Here is a 17226-nt window from a genome sequence, read left to right as displayed (position 1 = left end):
CGTGAGCGTGCACCAGCACTACTGGCAGGGCGAGTTCATCGGCGACGAGGAGGCCGGGCGCCGGCTCACCGAGCTGCCGGCCGCCGTCGAGGCCGCGCTCGCGGAGGGCCTGGAGACCGAGACCGTCCTGGCCGCGTGCGACGCCCTCGCCACCGCGCTGTCGGACCCCGGGCATCCCGTACGGGCCCGGCTCGCCGCGCACCTGCCCGAGGGCGAGGACCCGGCCGTCCTGGCCGAGCTGGGCGGCCTCCTCGGCCGGCGGGAGCTGACCCGCAAGCTGCGCCGGGAGCTCGGCAGCGCGACGCCCGGCCGGTTGAACCGCGCCGATCCGCGCGAGACGGTCTACGAGGCGTGGGCGCCCGTCGGCCTGGTCGCCCACGTCGCGCCGGGCAACGCCGCGACGGTGGCGCCGCTGAGCATCGTCGAGGGCCTGCTCGCCGGCAACGTCAACGTGCTCAAGACCAGCAGCGACGACACCTTCCTGACCCAGCACCTGATGGCGGAGCTCGCCGCCCTGGACCCGAGCGGCGCACTGGCCGCGCGGATCGTCGTGCTGCGCTTCCCCTCCTCCCGCCAGGAGTGGCTGCGCCTGATGTGTGCGCCCGCGGACGCCGTCGCCGTATGGGGCGGGGAAGCGGCCGTCGAAGGGGTCGCGGCCCACGTGCCGGCCGGCTGCCGGCTGGTGGAGTGGGGGCACCGGATCTCCTTCGCGTACCTGACGGCCGACGCCTGGTCGGACGCCCGCACGCTCGACGCCCTGGCGGACGACGTCTGCCTGCTCGAGCAGGAGGCGTGCTCCAGCCCGCAGGTGGTCTACCTCGACACCGAGGACGAGGACGAGGTCTTCGGTTTCGCCGAGCGGTTCGCCGCGGTCCTCGCCGCCCGGCCGCCGGCCGCGGCGGGCGCTCCGGCCGGCGGCACGGACCCGGCGGAGGCGGCCGAACTGACCACCACCGAGCTGATGGCCCGGCTGGAGGAGCACCTGGGCCTGACCCGGGTGTTCGCCGCTCCCGACGGCTCGTGGCGGGTCATGGCCGACACCCGGTCCCCGCTGACCGCCTCGCCCCTGCACCGCAGCGTGTGGGTGAAGCCGCTGCCCCGCAAGCGGCTGATCGCCACCCTGCGGCCGATGCGCCGCTATCTGCAGACGGCGGGCATCGCGGGCAGCCCGGCGGACATCGCCGAGCTCTCCCGCACGGCCCTGGCCGCGGGCGTCACCCGGGTCACGCCGGTCGGCGCCATGCTGGAGAGCTACGCGGGCGAGCCGCACGACGGGGTCTACGCCCTGCAGCGCTACAGCCGCCGCGTCGCGGTCCAGGCCGAGCCGGCCGCCTTCGACACCACCGCCTGCCTGGACGACCTGGTGCGGCCCGTGGTGCTGCCGCGTCCCGCGGGGCCGCTGCTGGGCAAGGAGGACGTGCAGGAGCCGGCCCGCCGGCTGACGCGCGCCGATGCCGAGCTGTACTTCCGCAGCGGCGGCAGTACCGGCGCACCCGCGCTGTCGGTCTTCAGTTACGACGACTACGACACGCAGATGCACGCCGCCGCCCGCGGGCTGCTGGCCGCCGGCTACGACCCGGCCTCGGACCGGACCGCCAACCTGTTCTACTGCGGTGCCATGTACGGCAGCTTCATCAGCTTCTTCTCCGTCCTGGAACGGCTCGGCGGCGTGCAGTTGCCGCTGTCGGCGGGCCCCGACCACCGGGCCACGGCGCAGGCGCTGATCGACCACGGGGCCGACACCCTCTTCGGCATGCCCTCCTACCTGTGGCAGCTGCTGCACGCGCAGGAGGAGGCGCTGCGCGCGTACGGCGGCCTGCGCAAGGTGTTCTACGGCGGCGAGCACTTCACCGAGGAGCAGCAGCGCACCCTGAAGGACACCTTCGGCATCGAGGTCGTCCGCTCGATCACCTACGGCAGCACCGACCTCGGCCCGCTGGGCTACCAGTGCACCGAGAGCTCCGGCGGCGTCCACCACCTGCACGCCGACCTCCACACGATGGAGGTCCTGGACCTGGCGGAGGACCGCCCGGTGGTCCCGGGCGAGACGGGCCGGCTGGTCTTCACCACGCACGCCCGGCGCGGCCAGCACCTGGGCCGGTACGTGATAGGCGACCTCGGCCGGGAGGTCCCGGGCCGCTGTCCGTGCGGACGGCACGCGCCGCGCTTCGAGCTGCGGGGGCGCACCGGCGACGTGATGCGGGTGGCGACGTACTTCCTCAACTACCGGCGCTTCCTGGACCTGGCGCAGGAGCACGGCGGCCACCGGGGCGAGGTGCAGGTCCGGCTCGACTCCACCGACGCGCGGGAGCGGCTGACCGTACGGGTGGAGCGGGTCGCGGCGACGGATCCGGAGCGGCTGCGGGAGGTGTTCCTGGCCGGTTATCCGGAGCTGCGCTCGGCGGTGACGGAGCGGCTGCTGGACCTGGTGGTCGAGGCGGTGGACGGCGCTTCGCTGGACCGCAGCCCGACCAGCGGCAAGCTCCTCGCCGTCGTGGACGCGCGCGGCTGATGCGAGAGGGGGGCGCGGGACGGCTCGAAGGCTGTCCCGCGCCCCCCTCGTCCACGGGGCGCTCAGGTCACGGTGCGCCGAAGGTGAACGTCAGCTGCGGCGTCCCTTCGTTCGCCTGCGCCTCGGCGGACCACAGCCACAGGGCGTCCGTCCCGGTGCTGCTGAGCGCCAGGCCGTAGCTGCCGCCGAGCGCCGCCGCGACGCCCGCGGTGGTCAGCCCGGTGGTGTGCACCGCCGAACCGTCCGGGATCCCGGCGAAGGTGCCGAGCGCCGGACCACCCAGCGCGGGACGGTTGTTGTACGTGGTCCCGGCTTCGCTCCACGAACCGGTGACCGGGAGGACCGAGACGGTGTCCGTGGTGCCGGCGCCGCTCTGCGTGCTCGTCTTCACGCTGAGCACGGCCGACTTCAGTACCGTGCCGGCGGGCGCGGCGGGCAGGTCGAAGCGCAGGTAGCTCGCGTAGAAGGAGGTGCCGCGCACCGCGAGCGATCCCGAGGTGCCGTAGTTGGTGGCGGGCGCCCCCGCATTGGCGTAGGTGTCCTCCGCGGCGGCCACCTGGACCACCGAGTCGGCCGGGGCGGTGGCGAGTGCGTAGTGGTTCTGCACCTGCGCCGCGCTGAGCACCGTGGGGTAGACGGCGGTCTCGTCGAGCCGGCCCGCCCAGTAGTCGCTCGTGGGCCGGTCGGGCCAGCCGCCGAGGCTGTCGCCGCCGGCGTGCCAGTAGCCCGAGAAGTTCTCGTGGGTGGTGACGGCGAGGGTGCCCCTCTGGACTCCGTCCACGTAGAGGGTCATCCCGCCCGGGCCCTGGGTGGCGACGACGTGGTGCCACTGGTTGTCGTTGTAGGCGGCGGAGGTGGTGATGGTGCGGGTGGCTCCGGTGTAGACGCCGTAGACCAGCCGGCCGTTGTTGGTCATGTAGATGTGCTTGTCGTACTGACTGCTGCCGCGCGTCTGGTTGTTCCCGAAGCCGATGAGCTTGCCGCCCCGGGTGGTGTCCGTCCGGAACCAGGTCTCGAGGGTGTAGGTGTTGCCCACGGTCTGCCGCGCGTCCCCGTACACCTGGGTGTCCGTGCCGTTGAAGCCGATCGCGGTGCTCGCGCCGGAGACCGCGCCGGGCGTCTGCCGCAGGGCAGGGGCGTTCAGGTGCGTGCCGCTCCGGTTGCCGCCGGCCGAGGAGTCGGCGACGAAGGGCAGGGCCGATTCGTCGTAGCGCCAGTACTGCTGGGCTCCGTCGGTGCGGACCTGGTTCGGGTAGCCCTCGACCGCGGTCGGGACGGTCACGCTCGCCGTCGCGGACGGGGCACTGGTGTTGCCGGCCGCGTCGGTGGCCGTCACCCGGTAGGTGTACGACTGGCCCGCCGCCGCGGTGGTGTCGGTCCAGGAGGCCTGCGGCCGCTTGAAGAACAGCGAGTCGGCGGTCACCGTGGCGAGGGGGGTGGCGGCACCGTTGCGGTAGATCCGGTAGGTCAGCGCGCTGTCGTCGAGGTCGAGGCTGGTGCGCCAGCGCACCTGGACCTCACCGGGCCGGAAGCTGACCGCGCTCGCCACGGGCACGGTGGGTGCGCCGGTGTCCCCGGTGGAGGCGAACCGGGTCAGGCTCTGCTGCGCCGCGCCGTTGACGGTGGTGAACTCCCCGCCGACCCACAGGTACTGGACGCCGCCCTTGGAGCCGACGGTCATCACGCGCGGGCCGATGCCCTCGCCGATGCCGTCGTTGGTGTCGGGGGCCCAGCCGAGCTTGCCGGTCCCGGTGGTGGGTTGGGCGAGCAGGTGGTGGCGCTGGCCGTCGGGGAACTCGCCGACGCTGGAGCAGTCGTGCGCGTGCGAGGCGCTGTAGAGCACGCTCTGGTAGGGCAGGACGGCCTGGGTGGCGCCGAGGCAGGTGTCGCGCCAGCGCTGGCCGAAGTCGCTGAGGTTGAGGGCGATCCGACCGTCGAAGACCCCGCCGCCCGTGCCCTCGTTGGCGGTGTAGAAGCCGGAGGCGTCGGTCGCGATGTCCTTGACCACGGAGTTGGTCTCGATGAATCCGGCGTACGACTTGGTGAGTGCGCCGCTCGTCGCGTCGACGACGGCCAGTGCGTGGGTGTTCGTACCGTTGACGGTGAAGAAGTCGCCGCCGAGGATCACGTTGTCGCCGTCCGGGGTGACCTCGACGGCGCGACCGGGCTCGTCGGCATCGGCGGTGAAGGGCTTCAGCGCGCCGTCGGCCGCGCCGACGGCGGCGAAGCGCTGGCGCGGCTGGCCGGCGACGCTGAGGAAGTCGCCGCCCGCGTAGACGGTGTCGCCGGTGACGGCGAGGGCGCGCACGGTGGCCGCGAAGGCCGGGCGGAAGCCTTGTTTCACCGTGCAGCTCGCCACGTCGACGGCAGCGAGGCTGGAGACGGGGGTGCCGTTGACGGCACCGAAGTAGCCGCCGACGTACAGGGTCGCCTTGTCCGGCGAGAGGGCGAGCGCGCGGACCGTGGCGCTGCCCGAGCCGACGGTGAAGGACAGCTCGCAGGAGGTCGGGGCGCCGGTCGCGGCGTCGAGCGCGACGAAGTTCACGGCCGACCGCTCGTTTCCGGAGCCTCCGTCGGGCGGGCGCACGGTGGAGAAGGTGCCACCGACGAAGACCCGGCCGGCGGCCTCGGCGAGGGCCCAGACGACGCCGTCGGGCTGCCAGGTGGCCAGCGGGTCGGCGGTGAACGCGACGGGCGGGGTGACGGCCGCCGCCTGCGGGGCGAGGCCGAGGCCCGCCCCCAGGGCGGTGCCGGCCAGGGACAGGGCGAGCGCGGCCGCCGCCCCTCGGGATCTACGCATGAATCCCCCAGTTCGGTGTGCGGTACGGCCGTAGGGTGCGGCCGAACAGGCCATGGCCGAAAACCACCGAACAGCAGTCCACAGCCGTGCCTAAGGGCGCACCCTAGAGCGATTTGCGGCTCGATTCATCCCACTTGACGCATCGGATGCGAAAGAGCTCCGGCCCCCACGCCTGCCCCCGCCGTCACGCGCGGGGCTTCGCCCGGACGTGCATGCGCTCGCCCTGCCGCCCGAAGAGACTGAGGATCTCCACCGGCCGCCCGTCCGCGCTGGTGAACCAGTGGGGCAGCCGGGTGTCGAACTCGGCGGCCTCGCCGGGACCGAGGACCAGGTCGTGCTCGGCGAGCACGAGGCGCAGCCGGCCCTCCAGCACGTACAGCCACTCGTACCCCTCGTGCGTCCGCGGATCCGGCTCGCCACCCCGGTCGGGGATGAGCATCTTGTACGCCTGGAGGGGGCCCGGGCCCCGGGTCAGCGGAACGGCCGTGCCGCCGTTCGGGAGGGTGCGGGGGGTCAGCCGCACCCGGGGGTCCCCCACTTCGGGAGCACCCACCAGGTCGTCCAGGGGCACTTGGTACGCGGCCGCGAGCGGCAACAGCAGTTCCAGGCTGGGGCGGCGCTGGCCCGACTCCAGCCGGGACAGGGTGCTCTTCGAGATGCCGGTCGTCTCGGAGAGCGCGGCCAGGGTGAGACCGCGCCGGGCGCGCAGCCGTCTGAGCCGGGGGGCGACCTCGTCGAGGACCGCCTGGTGGGGGGATGGGGTGTCGTCCATCCGGCCATTGCACCCGGCCGTCCCGGAAACGGCAACAAGGTTTGCCGTCGGCCACCCGGCGCCCGCACCCTCCCGGCATGAACCCACCCACTGATTCCGCGACCGGACCCCGACAGCACCCCACCACCACCACCGGCGTCGGCGCCGACGATGACGCGGAAGCCGGCGCGCACCGGCCCGCGGTCCGGTGGGCGCTCGCCGGTCTCTCCCTGTCCGTGCTGCTGTCCTCGCTCGGCACCGGCATCGCCCACGTCGGCCTGCCGACCCTTGCGCAGGAGTTCTCCGCGTCGTTCCAGGAGGTCCAGTGGGTCGTCCTGGCCTATCTCCTCGCCGTCACCACCCTGGTCGTGGGCGTCGGGCGCCTCGGCGACCTCGTCGGCCGCCGGCGGCTGCTCCTGGCGGGAATCCTGCTGTTCACCGCGGCCTCGGTACTGTGCGCCGCCGCACCCACGCTCTGGCTGCTGGTCGCCGCCCGGGCGGTCCAGGGCCTGGGAGCCGCCGTGATGACGGCCCTCACCCTGGCGTTCGTGGGTGGGACCGTAGCGAGGGAGCGGACCGGCAGCGCCATGGGGCTGCTCGCCTCGATGTCCGCGGTGGGCACCGCCCTCGGTCCGTCGCTGGGCGGGGCCCTGCTCGCCGCGTCCGGCTGGCGTGCGCTCTTCCTCGTCAACGTGCCGCTGGGCATCGCGGCGTTCCTGCTCACCCACCGCCATCTGCCCGCCGACCGGCAGGAAGGCGGGGGCGACCGGCAGGAAGGCGGGGGCGACCGGCCCCGCTTCGACCACCTGGGGACGCTGCTGCTCGCGCTGACGCTCGCCGCCTACGCCCTCGCGATGACCGTCGGTGGCGGCCTCTCCGGCCCGCTCGGCACCGCCCTTCTGCTGGCCGCCGCCTGCGGGGTCGTCCTCTTCGTGGGCGTCGAGGCGAGGGCGGCCTCCCCCTTGGTCCAACGCTCGCTCCTGCGCGCTCCGGTGATCGGTGCGGGCCTCGCCTCGAGCGCGCTAGTGTCGACGGTGATGATGACGACGCTGGTGGTCGGGCCGTTCTACCTCGCCCGGACGCTCGGGCTCGGCCAGGCCCCGGTCGGACTCGTCCTGTCGGTCGGTCCGCTGGTCGCCGCGGTGACCGGGATGCCCGCCGGGCGCCTCGCGGACCGGTTCGGCGCGCAGCGCACGACCCTGCTCGGGCTCCTGACGATGACGGCCGGTTCCGTCGCCCTGTCCGTGACGCCGGCGTCGCTCGGTGTCCTCGGGTACGTCGCCCCGCTCGCGGTCCTGACCGCCGGCTACGCGGTGTTCCAGACGGCCAACAACACCGCCGTCATGGCGGACGCCGCCCCGGAGCGGCGGGGCGTCGTCTCCGGCATGCTGGGTCTCTCCCGCAATCTCGGCCTCGTCACCGGTGCGTCCCTCATGGGCGCCGTGTTCGCCCGCGCGTCGGCGACGGCCGACATCGCCTCGGCGCCCGCCGGTGCCGTGGCCACCGGCATGCGGTTCACCTTCCTGGTCGCGGCGGTCCTGATCCTGGTCGCACTCGCCGCCGTCACTGCGGCGGGCCGCGTCAGCGGGCGTCCGGACCCGGCAGGGGACGGCACAGCAGCGCGGCCGGGGAGGGGCGGGTGGCGGCGCGGGTGGTGAAGGCGATGCCCGCCGCGTACTCGGTGGGCGGGCACTGGCCCTTGTAGTTCCCGTAGGCGAACTCGCCGCCGGGGCCGCCCGCCGGGCGGTTGTCGCCCCGGTCGAACCACACCGTCCGGCCGCCCGCGGGGAGCGCCGTACGGGCCGGGGCGCACAGCCCCGCCGAGACCCGCTCGCCGCGCAGGCTGTAGCCGATGAGGAACTGGCCTTCCGGGCACTGGAACTTGGTGTATCCGGTGGCCCAGTCGCCGCCCGCCGGGACGTACCTCTCGTCGCGGACCACGGTGTGCCCGCCCGTCGGGGCGCGCAGGTCGGAGCTGGTGCACAGGCCGCGGCCACCGGTGTGGGCGAGCCCGGTGAGGCGGGCGCCGTCGGGGCAGACCGCCTTGCGGGCCCCGCTGTCCCAGTCCCCGGCGGCCCGGGTGCGCAGCGAGGCGTTGTGGTCGCGGTGGTCGGTGGTCAGCTGGTACCAGGCGGTGGTGGCGGGGACCGGTCCGGTGCGGCCGGGGGTGGTGACGAGCGGGGACCAGCGGGTGGTGCGCCAGTCCCCCGGGTCCAGGACTCCGGAGCGGCGGCCGGTCGCGTCGTAGCGCAGGAGCGCCCAGGTGTCGCCGCCGGGGGTGCCCTGGGCGGTGGTGCTCCAGCCGACGAGGGGCCAGTACGCGAAGTCGGCGTCGGAGCGCGTCAGGTACCCGGTGAGGCGGTCGAACCAGGCGCGCGGGGCGGCGGCGCCCTCGTCGGCCCCGATCCCGAACTCGCTGATCCACACGGGGGCGGTGAAGTGCGTGCCGGTCTCCGCGGACACGAAGAAGGCCTGGTCGTAGAGGGTCTGTTCGAGCTCCGCGGCGGTCATGTCCTGGTAGCGGGGGTCATGGGTCTCGCCCATGCCGGTCGCGCCGCTGTGCCGGGGGCCGGTGTACCCGTAGAAGTGGGCCGAGTAGACCAGCTTGTTCGAGGTGACCAGGGTGTGGGACAGGGTGCGTACGGGGGTGAGGGTGGGGCGGCCGTGCGGGAAGCCGTCCACGGGCAGACCGAACCAGTTGATGCCCTCGACGACGATCAGCAGGTTCGGGTTGGCCTCGGTGAGGATGCGGTCGGCGGCCTCCTGGGCGGCCGCGTGCCAGTCGTGGTTGTCGCCGAGGCCCCAGTTGGGGTCGTCGAAGAAGTCGCGGCGGACCTCGTTGTAGAGATCGGCGCCGACCACGCGCGGGTTGTCGCGGTAGCGGCGGGCGAGGAAGACCCAGTCGTCGGCCCACTGGGCGGTGGAGCGGCCGCTGTTCCAGCGTTCGTTGCCGTCGAGGCCGCAGCACCAACGGGTGGTGACGGTGTGGTTGTTGAGGATGACGGCGAAGCCGGCGTCGGTGAGGGCGGCGACCACGGCGTCGTAGACCTGGAGGGGCGTGCGGCCGCGCAGGGCCGGATTGGCGGCGACGGCGGAGTCCGGGACGGGGGTGGTGTCGCGCAGCATCTCGTTGGAGAAGGGCAGCCGGATGCTGTTGAGCCCCACGGCCCGGAAATCGGCGAGCAGGGTGGGCAGGGGGACGCGGTCCAGGCCGATCGGGATGCCGTGGGCGTTCTGCCCGCTGTGGTGCGTGGCGGGGTCGTTGCGGTCGCCCGAACCGTTCCAGGATCCCTGGGCCCCGTCCCAGTTCCCGGAGCGCAGGCGGAAGCGGTTGCCCTGCGCGTCGACGACGTACCGGCCCCGGGTGGACAGGGGCGGGGTCCAGGCCTCGGCGGGGCCCGTGGCGGCCCCGGGCCGGGCGGCGGCGTGGGCGGGCGGCGCGGACGGCGCCGTCAGGGCGCCGACCACCAGCAGGAGGGCGCAGAGGACCGCGCGTAAGAGGTTCTTCATCTCGCTCCTGCCGGAATTCGGCCGTCCCGGCGGGCGGCTGCCGCCGGCAGGTTACCGGCGGGTCGCTTCCGGGGGAAGGTGAAAGCGGGACGCTTTTCGGCGCGGATGACCTGCGGATGATCCACGGATGACCTGTGTCGGGCCCCGGGCGGCACCGGACGGCACCGGACGGCACCGATCGGAATCAGCCGGTGGACCCCCGGTCACGCACCGTCACCCTGCCGAAACGGCCCCGCGCGCGGCCGCACCCCTCTACCGTGCCCTGAGGTGATGTGGCACGGCACCGGAGGGCGGGGCGGATGGACGACGACGAAGACATGCGGCTGGCGGGAATGACGCCGGAGATTTCCCGCCGCACCCTCACCCTGCTGCGCGGCCTGGCGGGCCTCGAACCCCCCGAGCAGGTCCCCGAGGAGGCCATGGTCGTCGCCGACGCGGTCCTGGCCGAACACGGCACCGACGGGCTCCGCGTGCTGGTGATGACCCTGGCGGCCTGGGCGACGGCCCAGATCGAGAACGTCGCCGAGCTGAGCGGGCGCAGCCACGAGGCCGTCCTCGACGCGATGGAGCTGGCCTGCCTGGAGGCGAACGCCGAGGACACCCCCTAGGCGACCGTCCGGTGCCCCCGCAGGGCGGCGGCACCGGACGGTCGGGGTTGCGTCAGCTGGCGAGGGTGGCCACCGGCTCCAGGCCGTAGGTGCGGGCGTAGCCGTTCTCGATGCCCACGAGCAGGTCCACCACCTCGAAGTACCGGTCCCAGAAGGGGGTTTCGCGCAGCGCGTCGATCAGCAGCCGGTAGGCGTCGTGGTCGTCCGCCTCCCAGACCCAGACGTCGGTGACCCGCGCCGAGTAGAACTCCGTGTCGTAGAAGCGGGAGCGGACGCCGCGGGTGCGGGCCTCGATCACCGGAACGACCTGGGTGGTGAAGGCGTGGACGCGTTCGGCCACCGTCATCGCCAGCCACTCGGGCGTGGTCTTGACCAGTATGAACGCGGTGACCTGCGGCTCGGTTCGGTCAGTGGGCATCGACTGCCTCCGGCGTGGCGAGGACGGCGGGCTTGAGGGTCTGCGCGCACCACTGGGCGAAGCCGGTGGCCGGGCCCGGGCCCGCCTGTGGCGAGCGGGTGACGCCCGAGTCCAGGCCCTGGTCCTTGGCGCGCTTCATGTCGACCATGCCCTCGACGAACGCCGCGCCCAGGCCGTGGGCGAGCAGGGCGGACCGCATCGCGTCGAGCGACTCGCGCTGGTAGCGGACCGGACGGCCCAGTTCCGCGCTCATGATGCGGGCCAGGTCGTTGGGCGACAGGTCCTGCGGGCCGAGCACCAGCACACTGCCGACGCCGGTCCAGGAACGGTCCAGCAGCAGCCCGGCCGCCGTCGCGGCGATGTCGGCGACGGCCACCAACGGGGCCGGACGGTCCGGTGCGACGGTGTCGGTGAAGACCCCGTTCTCGCGGATCGAGTCGGCCTCCTCCAACAGGTTCTCGAAGAAGGACGGATTGGCCAGGGCGCGGTAGGCGACCCCGGAATCGGCGATCAGGTCGTCCATGGCCAGGGAGGCGGTGACCAGACCGGCCCGGCCGGCCTGGGGGGTGCCGCGGCCGAGCGCCGAGACGCCGACGACACGGCCGACCCCGTGGGTGGCGAACGCCCGCGCGGCCGGGCGGGTGAAACCGCTGTACGCCTCCTCGGGCGTGAGCGAGGCGTCCGGCGGCACCAACCAGAAGACGGCGTCGGCCCCGGTGAAGGCGCGCTCGACGGTCGCGGCGTCGCCGTGCGAGCCGGTGACCACCTGGACCCGTTCGCGCGCGGCTTCGGGGAGCCGGGCGGGATCGCGGACGACGACGCGCAACTCCTCTCCGTGCGCGGGCGCGGATTCGACCAGCAGCGACAGCAGCCGCCGGCCGATGTTTCCGGTGGGGGCGGTAATGACGATCATGAAAACCTCGGAGTCCGTAGCGAACCGGTGTGACCCCCTCATCGTGCGAAGGCCCACCGCATTGCCACAATGGGAACTTCAGCATCCAATCCTTGCCAGAAATGGAATAATGCCGGTGAGTAGCGCAGTTCCGCACCTCGACGCCAATCTCGCCGTCGCCCTCGACGCCCTCCTGACCGAGCAGAGCGTCACCCGCGCCGCCGCACGGCTGCGCACCTCGCCCGCGGCGATGAGCCGCACCTTGGCCCGGCTGCGCCGGGTGCTCCAGGATCCGCTGCTCGTACGGGCGGGCCAGGCGATGGTGCCGACGCCCCGCGCCGAGGCGCTGCGGGACGAGGCCGCCGCGGTGGTGCGCCAGCTGGAGGCACTGCTCACCCCGAGCGGCGGGATCGACCCCGCCGCCCTGCGGCGCACGTTCACCGTCCAGGCCTCGGACCTGGTCGGCGCGGCGCTGGCGCCGGGCCTGCTCGGGCTGGCCCGGCGCCGGGCGCCGGGGGTCTCGCTGCGAGTGCTGGCCGAAGAGTGGGAGGCGGGCCCCGCACTGCGTGAGGGCCGGGTCGACCTGGAGATCGGGGCCATCGACCACGTCGACCCGGAGACCCGGGTCGAAGAACTGGTCACGCTGCGCATGGCGGCCGGTGTCAGAGCCGGGCACCCGCTCACCGAAGGGGCCCTGACCCCCGATCGGCTGGCCGCGGCCGAGCACGTGGCGGTCAGCCGCCGGGGCCGCTTCACCGGTCCGCTGGACGCGGCCCTGGCCGAGCGGGGACTCAGCCGGCGGGTCAGCGCCGTCCTGCCCGGACATCTGGCGGCGATGGCACTGGCTGCGGTCGGCGACGTGGTCTGCCTGGTACCGACCCCGCTGGCGGGCGAGCCCCCTTCACCACTGGGCGACGCGGCACGCGCGATGGGGCTGCGGCTGCTGGACATCCCGCTGCCGCTGCCACCCCTGACGATCGGCATGGCCTGGCACCCGCGTCACAGCGCTGACGGAGCCCACCAGTGGTTGCGCGGCGCCGTACGCCGCGTCCTGCGCCCGACGCCCTAGGGGGCGCAGCAGGCCGCTGGAGCCGCCTTCCCGGACCGGCCGCGGAAGAAACCGCGTCCTGTCCGGCCGCGATATGGCGGGTGTCGGCGACACTGGGAGGGCAGGAGCGTCGTGGGGGGTCGTGATCGGAGGCCGTCGTGAGCACACCTTCCCCCATCCGGATCGCCGCCGTCCTGTCCACCGAGCACCGTGGACGGCTGATGTCCCAGGCCCGTGAGGTCAATTTCCCGGAGAGCGCGCGCATCTTCGACGAGGGCACCCGGGCGGATTCCTTCTGGATCGTGCGTTCCGGCACCGTGACCCTGGAAATCCCCGTCGCCGGCCGCCGGCCCGCGCCCGTGGAGAGCCTCGGCCCCGGCGAGCTGGTGGGCTGGTCCTGGCTGTTCCCGCCGTACGTGTGGCAGCTCGGCGCGGAGGCGATGACACCGGTACGGGCGTACGAGTTCGACGCCGCGACCGTGCGGATGCTGATGGACGCCGATCCCACCTTCGGCTCCGCGATCGGGCACTGGGTCGGGCGCGTCCTCGCGATGCGCCTCCAGCAGACCCGCACCCGCCTGCTGGAGCTGTACGCCCCCCGCCTCAGCAGCACCGCGTGACGACCTAGTCGCGCACGCCCGCCGTCTCGACCGCCCTGCGCCGTAGGCACAGCGCGGCGGGGACGACCGTGGAGACCACCGCCACGGCCGCGCACGCGCCGGACGTCGCCCCGAGGGCGCCCCACGGGATCACCAGGGCGCTCCTGACGTCCAGGAGGCCCAGTGCCGCCCGGACGCCGGCCAGGTTCAGGGCGGCGACCAGGGTTCCGGTGACCGTGCCGACGAGGACGACCAGCAGGGACTCCCCCGCCACCAGCCGCAGGACCTGCCACCGGGTGGCTCCGGCCAGGCGCAGCACCGCGAGGTCGCGGGCCCGGTCGGAGGTGGCCGTGACCAAGGTGCCCGCGAGCGCGATCCCCGTGTAGAGCAGGGCGATGCCGAGGACCAGCAGGAGGCCCGACCGGGTGGTGCGCCTGGTCCCGGGCCGGTTTTCGGACATCCACCGGTCCTTGGTGAGGACGCGGCCCCCGGCCTGCCGTGCGGCCTCGGCCAGCGCGGCGCCGACCGCCGCGCGGTCCGCGCCCGGGGCGAGGCGTACGTCGATCCGGTCCACGGTCGCGCCGGGGGCGTTGGCGGGGGTGACGTAGGCCCCGTTGCCGCCGGTGCCGACGCTCATCACGGCGGCGATCCGCAGGGCCTTGCGGGTACCGTCGCCGAGCCACACCTCGACGGTGGATCCGACGGTGTGCCGCTCCCATTCCTCGGTGACGATGACGGAGTCGTCGTCGAGGTCGGTGGCCGATCCGGCCACGAGGGGGAGTCGGGCCGTCCGGGCGAGGGCCTCGGGGTCCGCGGCGCGGGCGTCGGAGCGGATCAGCGCCGTGCCCTCCTCCAGCACGTGGACGGCGGTCGCCGCGGTGGCGGAGATCTCCGTTCCGGGTACGGTCCGGAACCGCTCGACCGCAGCCGGATCGAACCCGCCCGGGCCGGCCGTGACGACGTGGTCGGCGGTGGTCCGCTGCCGGATCTCGGTGGCCTTGGCCTCGTTCAGCGTGGCGGTGGTGCCCAGCAGGGAGCCGGCGAGGGCCACGGTGACCAGGACGGGGGCGGCGACAGCCGCCGTACGGCGGATGCCGGCCGCGGCGTTCTCCCGAATCAGCATCCCGCCGGCGCCCGGCAGCCGGGCGGGGAGCCAGGCGAACAGCCGGACCAACGGCCGCACCAGCACCGGCGACAGCAGCGCGAAGGCGACGATGAACAGCATCGGGCGGCTGGTGTACGTCTTGCGGTGGAGCAGGTCCGACGGGTCGCTGAGCAGGGCGTGGGCGAGGGTGGCGAGGCCCGCCAGCAGCAGTCCGGCGCCGAGGACCCAGCGGCCCGGGGTCATGGTCCGCGTCTCGTGGGCGGCTTCGCGCAGCGCCTCGGAGGGGGCGACCCGGCCCGCCCGCCAGGAGGCGGCGACGACTCCCGCGAGCGCGACGAGCAGGCCGGCCCAAAAGGCCGTGTGGAAGGGCCAGGTGGCGTCGCCGACGGCGAACCAGCGGGGTGCGAAGCCCTCGTCCACCAGGTACGAGACGAACACGGGCGCCCCGTACGCCCCGAGCAGGCAGCCCGCGGCGGAGGCCACCACGCCGAGCAACAGTGCCTCGGCGACCACCGTGCGCCGGATCTGGCCCGGGGTGGCGCCGGCCGTGCGCAGCAGGGCGAACTCCTTGCGGCGCTGGGCGACCGCGAAGGCGAAGGTGGAGGCGACGACGAACACCGAGACGAAGCCGGTGATGCCGCCCGCGGTGCCGAGTGCGGCGTTCACGGCGACCAGGGCCTCGCGCTCGCGTTCGGGGTCGGGGTCGGCGTGGCGGCGGTCCGGGCCGGTCAGGACCCGTACGTCGGCGTCCCGGCCCGGGAGCGCCCGGACGGCATCGCGCACGGCGTCCCGTACCGCGGTCGGGTCGGCTGCGACGACGAGGTGGTCGACGGCGGGCGAGAGCCGGGCGGCGCGGGCGTCGGTCCAGAAGACGGCGTCCTCGAAGCCGCGGTCGGCGACGGTGCCGACCACGGTCACGGGGCCGTGGTCGGTGCCGATCCGGGCCCCGGGCCGGGCCCAGCCGGTGGTGACGACCTCGTCGTCGGAGCGCGGGGAGCGGCCCGCGTCGAGGGTGTACGGGGCGAAGGCGGCGACCGACCAGGGATGGCCGACCAGTTGCTCCGGCCCGCCCTCGGCGCGAACGGGGAAGGACCGGTCCTCGGTGGTCGGGCCGAGGGCGGCCAGCCGCCGGGCGAGTTCGGGGGTGACGGGCCGGGGGTGGGCGAGCTTGCCGGTGCGCTCCCCGCCCGGGACGGGGACGCGCAGCACGTCGTCGCCCTTGACGACGACGGGGGCCTGGGCGAACCGCTCCGGGAGGCGCTGCGGGGCGTCCAGGGTGGCGGCGAGCCCGAGGCCCATGGTGGCGATGAGGCCGACGCCGAGGGCCAGGGCCACGAAGCTTCCGAGGAAGCTGACCCAACGGCCCAGAGCGGTGCGCAGGGCGATGGTCAGCACGGTGCTCCCTCCAGCGCGGTCATGCGGGCGGCGATGTCCTGGGCGCGTGCGCCCCGGAGTTCACCGTTCACCCGGCCGTCGGCGAGGAAGACCACGCGGTCCGCGTAGGAGGCGGCCACGGGGTCGTGGGTGACCATGACGACGGTCTGGCGTTCGGTGTCGACCATGGCCCGGAGCAGGGTGAGCACCCCGCGGCCGGTCTGCGAGTCCAGGGCGCCGGTGGGTTCGTCGCCGAAGAGCACCTCGGGGCGGGTGATCAGGGCGCGGGCCAGGGCCACGCGCTGCTGCTGCCCGCCGGACAGTTGCGCGGGCCGGTGCCGGGCCCGGTCGCCGAGGCCCACCCGGGCCAGGGCCTCGCGGACCTCGGCCCTGGCGGGGCGGCGGCCGGCCAGCCGCAGCGGCAGGGCGACGTTCTGTTCGGCGGTCAGGGCGGGCAGCAGGTTGAAGGCCTGGAAGACGAAGCCGATGCGGTCGCGGCGCAGCAGGGTCAGCCGGGTCTCGCCGAGCCCGCCGAGTTCGGTGCCGCCCACGCTCACACGGCCGGACGTGGGCCGGTCGAGTCCTGCCGCGCATTGCAGCAGGGTGGACTTGCCGGAGCCGGAGGGGCCCATGACGGCGGTGAAGGTGCCCCGGGGGACGTCGAGGGAGACCCGGTCGAGGGCGGTGACCGCCCGGTCGCCCGAGCCGAAGACCCGGGTGACGTCCTTGAGTTGGATCGCGTCGTTTTCCATGGCTCCAGCCAACCGTCGCGGACGGCGCGGCACAGCGGGCCCAGGCCGTGTCCCCGGGGTGGGGCCGGCCCTACCCCCGGAGGGGGTCCAGGCCCCTCAGGGCAGATCACAGGCGTGGTGCGGGAGGTTTCGGGGAGGTGTCCCGGTCGGTGTTCGGCCGATTCGGCGGTCCGCTCCCGCACAGGTCAGCCCGCTCGCACGGCTGCTGTCTGCAATCATTCGTACACGATGGGTGACGGAAAATGGGGGTCCGAACGGGCGTTCCCGGCTCGGGTCGGCAAGACTGCGTCCGCTATCCGAAACACCAACCCAAGGGAGTGTTCGAAATGCGGTCCATCGCAAGGGGTCTCGGGCTCGGTTCCGCCGCCATGGCGCTCACCGCGCTCACCGCGCTGGCCTGGCCGGGTACGGCCGGAGCCGCACCGACCGGTACGGAGAGCCTGTACGCGCCGTCCGCGCTGGTGCTCAGCGTGACGGCCGGGCCCGATGCCAAGAAGGGCACGGTCCTGCGCGCGGTGACCCTCGTCTGCGCGCCGGCGCCCGGCGGGACGCACCCGAACCCGGCCGCGGCCTGCGCCGAGTTACGTGCGAACGGCTCACGGCTCGACCCGCTGGCCGCACCGGCCGCCGGCGCCGTCTGTACCAGGGAGTGGAACCCGGTGACGGTGGCGGCCGTCGGCGTGTGGCAGGGCCGTCGGCTCAGCTACTCGTACACCTTCGCCAATCCGTGCGGCCTGCGGAACACCTCCGGCGCGCTGTTCGGCATCTGACCCTCGTGGAGCGGTGGGCCGGGCGGCGCCGTGCGACCGCCGTCCGGCCCGACTCGCAGGGGTCCCCGCCAATGCCGTCAACAGCAC

At 74.2% G+C, this 17226-nt stretch carries 13 protein-coding genes; 6 read left to right on the top strand and 7 right to left on the bottom strand.

Annotated features, from left to right (window positions below; all coding sequences use genetic code 11):
• The first annotated feature begins 1 nt into the window (after position 1).
• On the top strand, positions 2-2512 hold the full coding sequence (locus OG594_RS18540) for an acyl-CoA reductase (protein WP_266600281.1): 2511 nt from the start codon (positions 2-4) through the stop codon (positions 2510-2512).
• Positions 2513-2579: 67 nt separating this feature from the next.
• Here OG594_RS18540 and OG594_RS18535 read toward each other — a convergent pair whose 3' ends face one another.
• On the bottom strand, positions 2580-5312 hold the full coding sequence (locus tag OG594_RS18535; RefSeq protein WP_266600279.1) for a DNRLRE domain-containing protein: 2733 nt from the start codon (positions 5310-5312) through the stop codon (positions 2580-2582).
• Positions 5313-5496: 184 nt separating this feature from the next.
• Entirely contained in the window at positions 5497-6084 is a 588-nt protein-coding gene (locus tag OG594_RS18530; protein WP_189742638.1) for a helix-turn-helix domain-containing protein, read from the bottom strand.
• A 77-nt stretch (positions 6085-6161) separates the two neighbouring features.
• On the opposite strand from OG594_RS18530, the gene OG594_RS18525 reads away from it, so the two are divergent.
• On the top strand, positions 6162-7721 hold the full coding sequence (locus OG594_RS18525) for an MFS transporter (RefSeq protein ID WP_266600275.1): 1560 nt from the start codon (positions 6162-6164) through the stop codon (positions 7719-7721).
• Here OG594_RS18525 and OG594_RS18520 read toward each other — a convergent pair.
• On the bottom strand, positions 7645-9573 hold the full coding sequence (locus OG594_RS18520) for a glycoside hydrolase family 5 protein (RefSeq protein ID WP_266600273.1): 1929 nt from the start codon (positions 9571-9573) through the stop codon (positions 7645-7647). The two genes, OG594_RS18525 and OG594_RS18520, sit on opposite strands and share 77 nt — an antisense overlap.
• Before the next feature lie 299 nt (positions 9574-9872).
• Here OG594_RS18520 and OG594_RS18515 point away from each other — a divergent pair, with 299 nt between their 5' ends.
• Positions 9873-10181, top strand: coding sequence for a hypothetical protein (locus OG594_RS18515; protein ID WP_189742644.1), 309 nt, complete (start codon positions 9873-9875; stop codon positions 10179-10181).
• 52 nt (positions 10182-10233) lie between these two features.
• On the opposite strand, the gene OG594_RS18510 is transcribed toward OG594_RS18515, so the two are convergent.
• Positions 10234-10599, bottom strand: a complete 366-nt coding sequence (locus OG594_RS18510) for a darcynin family protein (protein WP_266600271.1) — start codon at positions 10597-10599, stop codon at positions 10234-10236.
• On the bottom strand, positions 10589-11512 hold the full coding sequence (locus OG594_RS18505; RefSeq protein ID WP_266600269.1) for an NAD(P)H-binding protein: 924 nt from the start codon (positions 11510-11512) through the stop codon (positions 10589-10591). The genes OG594_RS18510 and OG594_RS18505 overlap by 11 nt, the downstream gene beginning before the upstream one ends.
• A 109-nt stretch (positions 11513-11621) precedes the next feature.
• On the opposite strand from OG594_RS18505, the gene OG594_RS18500 reads away from it, so the two are divergent.
• Both OG594_RS18500 and OG594_RS18495 read left to right on the top strand, forming a co-directional pair.
• Positions 11622-12560, top strand: coding sequence for a LysR family transcriptional regulator (locus OG594_RS18500; protein WP_266600267.1), 939 nt, complete (start codon positions 11622-11624; stop codon positions 12558-12560).
• A gap of 137 nt (positions 12561-12697) precedes the next feature.
• Entirely contained in the window at positions 12698-13159 is a 462-nt protein-coding gene (locus OG594_RS18495) for a Crp/Fnr family transcriptional regulator (protein WP_189742646.1), read from the top strand.
• Positions 13160-13163: 4 nt separating this feature from the next.
• Here the strand turns inward: OG594_RS18495 and OG594_RS18490 are convergent, their stop codons facing one another.
• Entirely contained in the window at positions 13164-15638 is a 2475-nt protein-coding gene (locus OG594_RS18490; protein ID WP_266600265.1) for an ABC transporter permease, read from the bottom strand.
• Positions 15632-16369 (bottom strand): ABC transporter ATP-binding protein, encoded by a 738-nt coding sequence (locus OG594_RS18485; protein WP_266600263.1) that lies wholly within the window; start codon positions 16367-16369, stop codon positions 15632-15634. The genes OG594_RS18490 and OG594_RS18485 overlap by 7 nt, the downstream gene beginning before the upstream one ends.
• Positions 16370-16695: 326 nt before the next feature.
• Here OG594_RS18485 and OG594_RS18480 point away from each other — a divergent pair, with 326 nt between their 5' ends.
• Positions 16696-17139 carry a subtilase-type protease inhibitor gene (locus OG594_RS18480; protein WP_266600261.1) on the top strand — a complete coding sequence of 148 codons (444 nt, stop codon included), beginning with the start codon at positions 16696-16698 and terminating at the stop codon, positions 17137-17139.
• The last annotated feature ends 87 nt before the right edge of the window (positions 17140-17226 follow it).

Source organism: Streptomyces sp. NBC_01214, assembly GCF_026340975.1.
In the GTDB taxonomy this organism is placed as follows: domain Bacteria; phylum Actinomycetota; class Actinomycetes; order Streptomycetales; family Streptomycetaceae; genus Streptomyces.
Note: the sequence above shows the minus strand (reverse complement) of the source record. Positions and strands in the feature narration are given on the sequence as shown.

Bases quoted from the DNA above. Each gene is read 5' to 3' on its own strand.
- OG594_RS18530 (WP_189742638.1), bottom strand. From the start codon at position 6,084: ATGGACGACACCCCATCCCCCCACCAGGCGGTCCTCGACGAGGTCGCC.
- OG594_RS18535 (WP_266600279.1), bottom strand. From the start codon at position 5,312: ATGCGTAGATCCCGAGGGGCGGCGGCCGCGCTCGCCCTGTCCCTGGCC.
- OG594_RS18510 (WP_266600271.1), bottom strand. From the start codon at position 10,599: ATGCCCACTGACCGAACCGAGCCGCAGGTCACCGCGTTCATACTGGTC.
- OG594_RS18505 (WP_266600269.1), bottom strand. From the start codon at position 11,512: ATGATCGTCATTACCGCCCCCACCGGAAACATCGGCCGGCGGCTGCTG.
- OG594_RS18500 (WP_266600267.1), top strand. From the start codon at position 11,622: ATGCCGGTGAGTAGCGCAGTTCCGCACCTCGACGCCAATCTCGCCGTC.
- OG594_RS18485 (WP_266600263.1), bottom strand. From the start codon at position 16,369: ATGGAAAACGACGCGATCCAACTCAAGGACGTCACCCGGGTCTTCGGC.
- OG594_RS18525 (WP_266600275.1), top strand. From the start codon at position 6,162: ATGAACCCACCCACTGATTCCGCGACCGGACCCCGACAGCACCCCACC.
- OG594_RS18480 (WP_266600261.1), top strand. From the start codon at position 16,696: ATGCGGTCCATCGCAAGGGGTCTCGGGCTCGGTTCCGCCGCCATGGCG.
- OG594_RS18520 (WP_266600273.1), bottom strand. From the start codon at position 9,573: ATGAAGAACCTCTTACGCGCGGTCCTCTGCGCCCTCCTGCTGGTGGTC.
- OG594_RS18515 (WP_189742644.1), top strand. From the start codon at position 9,873: ATGGACGACGACGAAGACATGCGGCTGGCGGGAATGACGCCGGAGATT.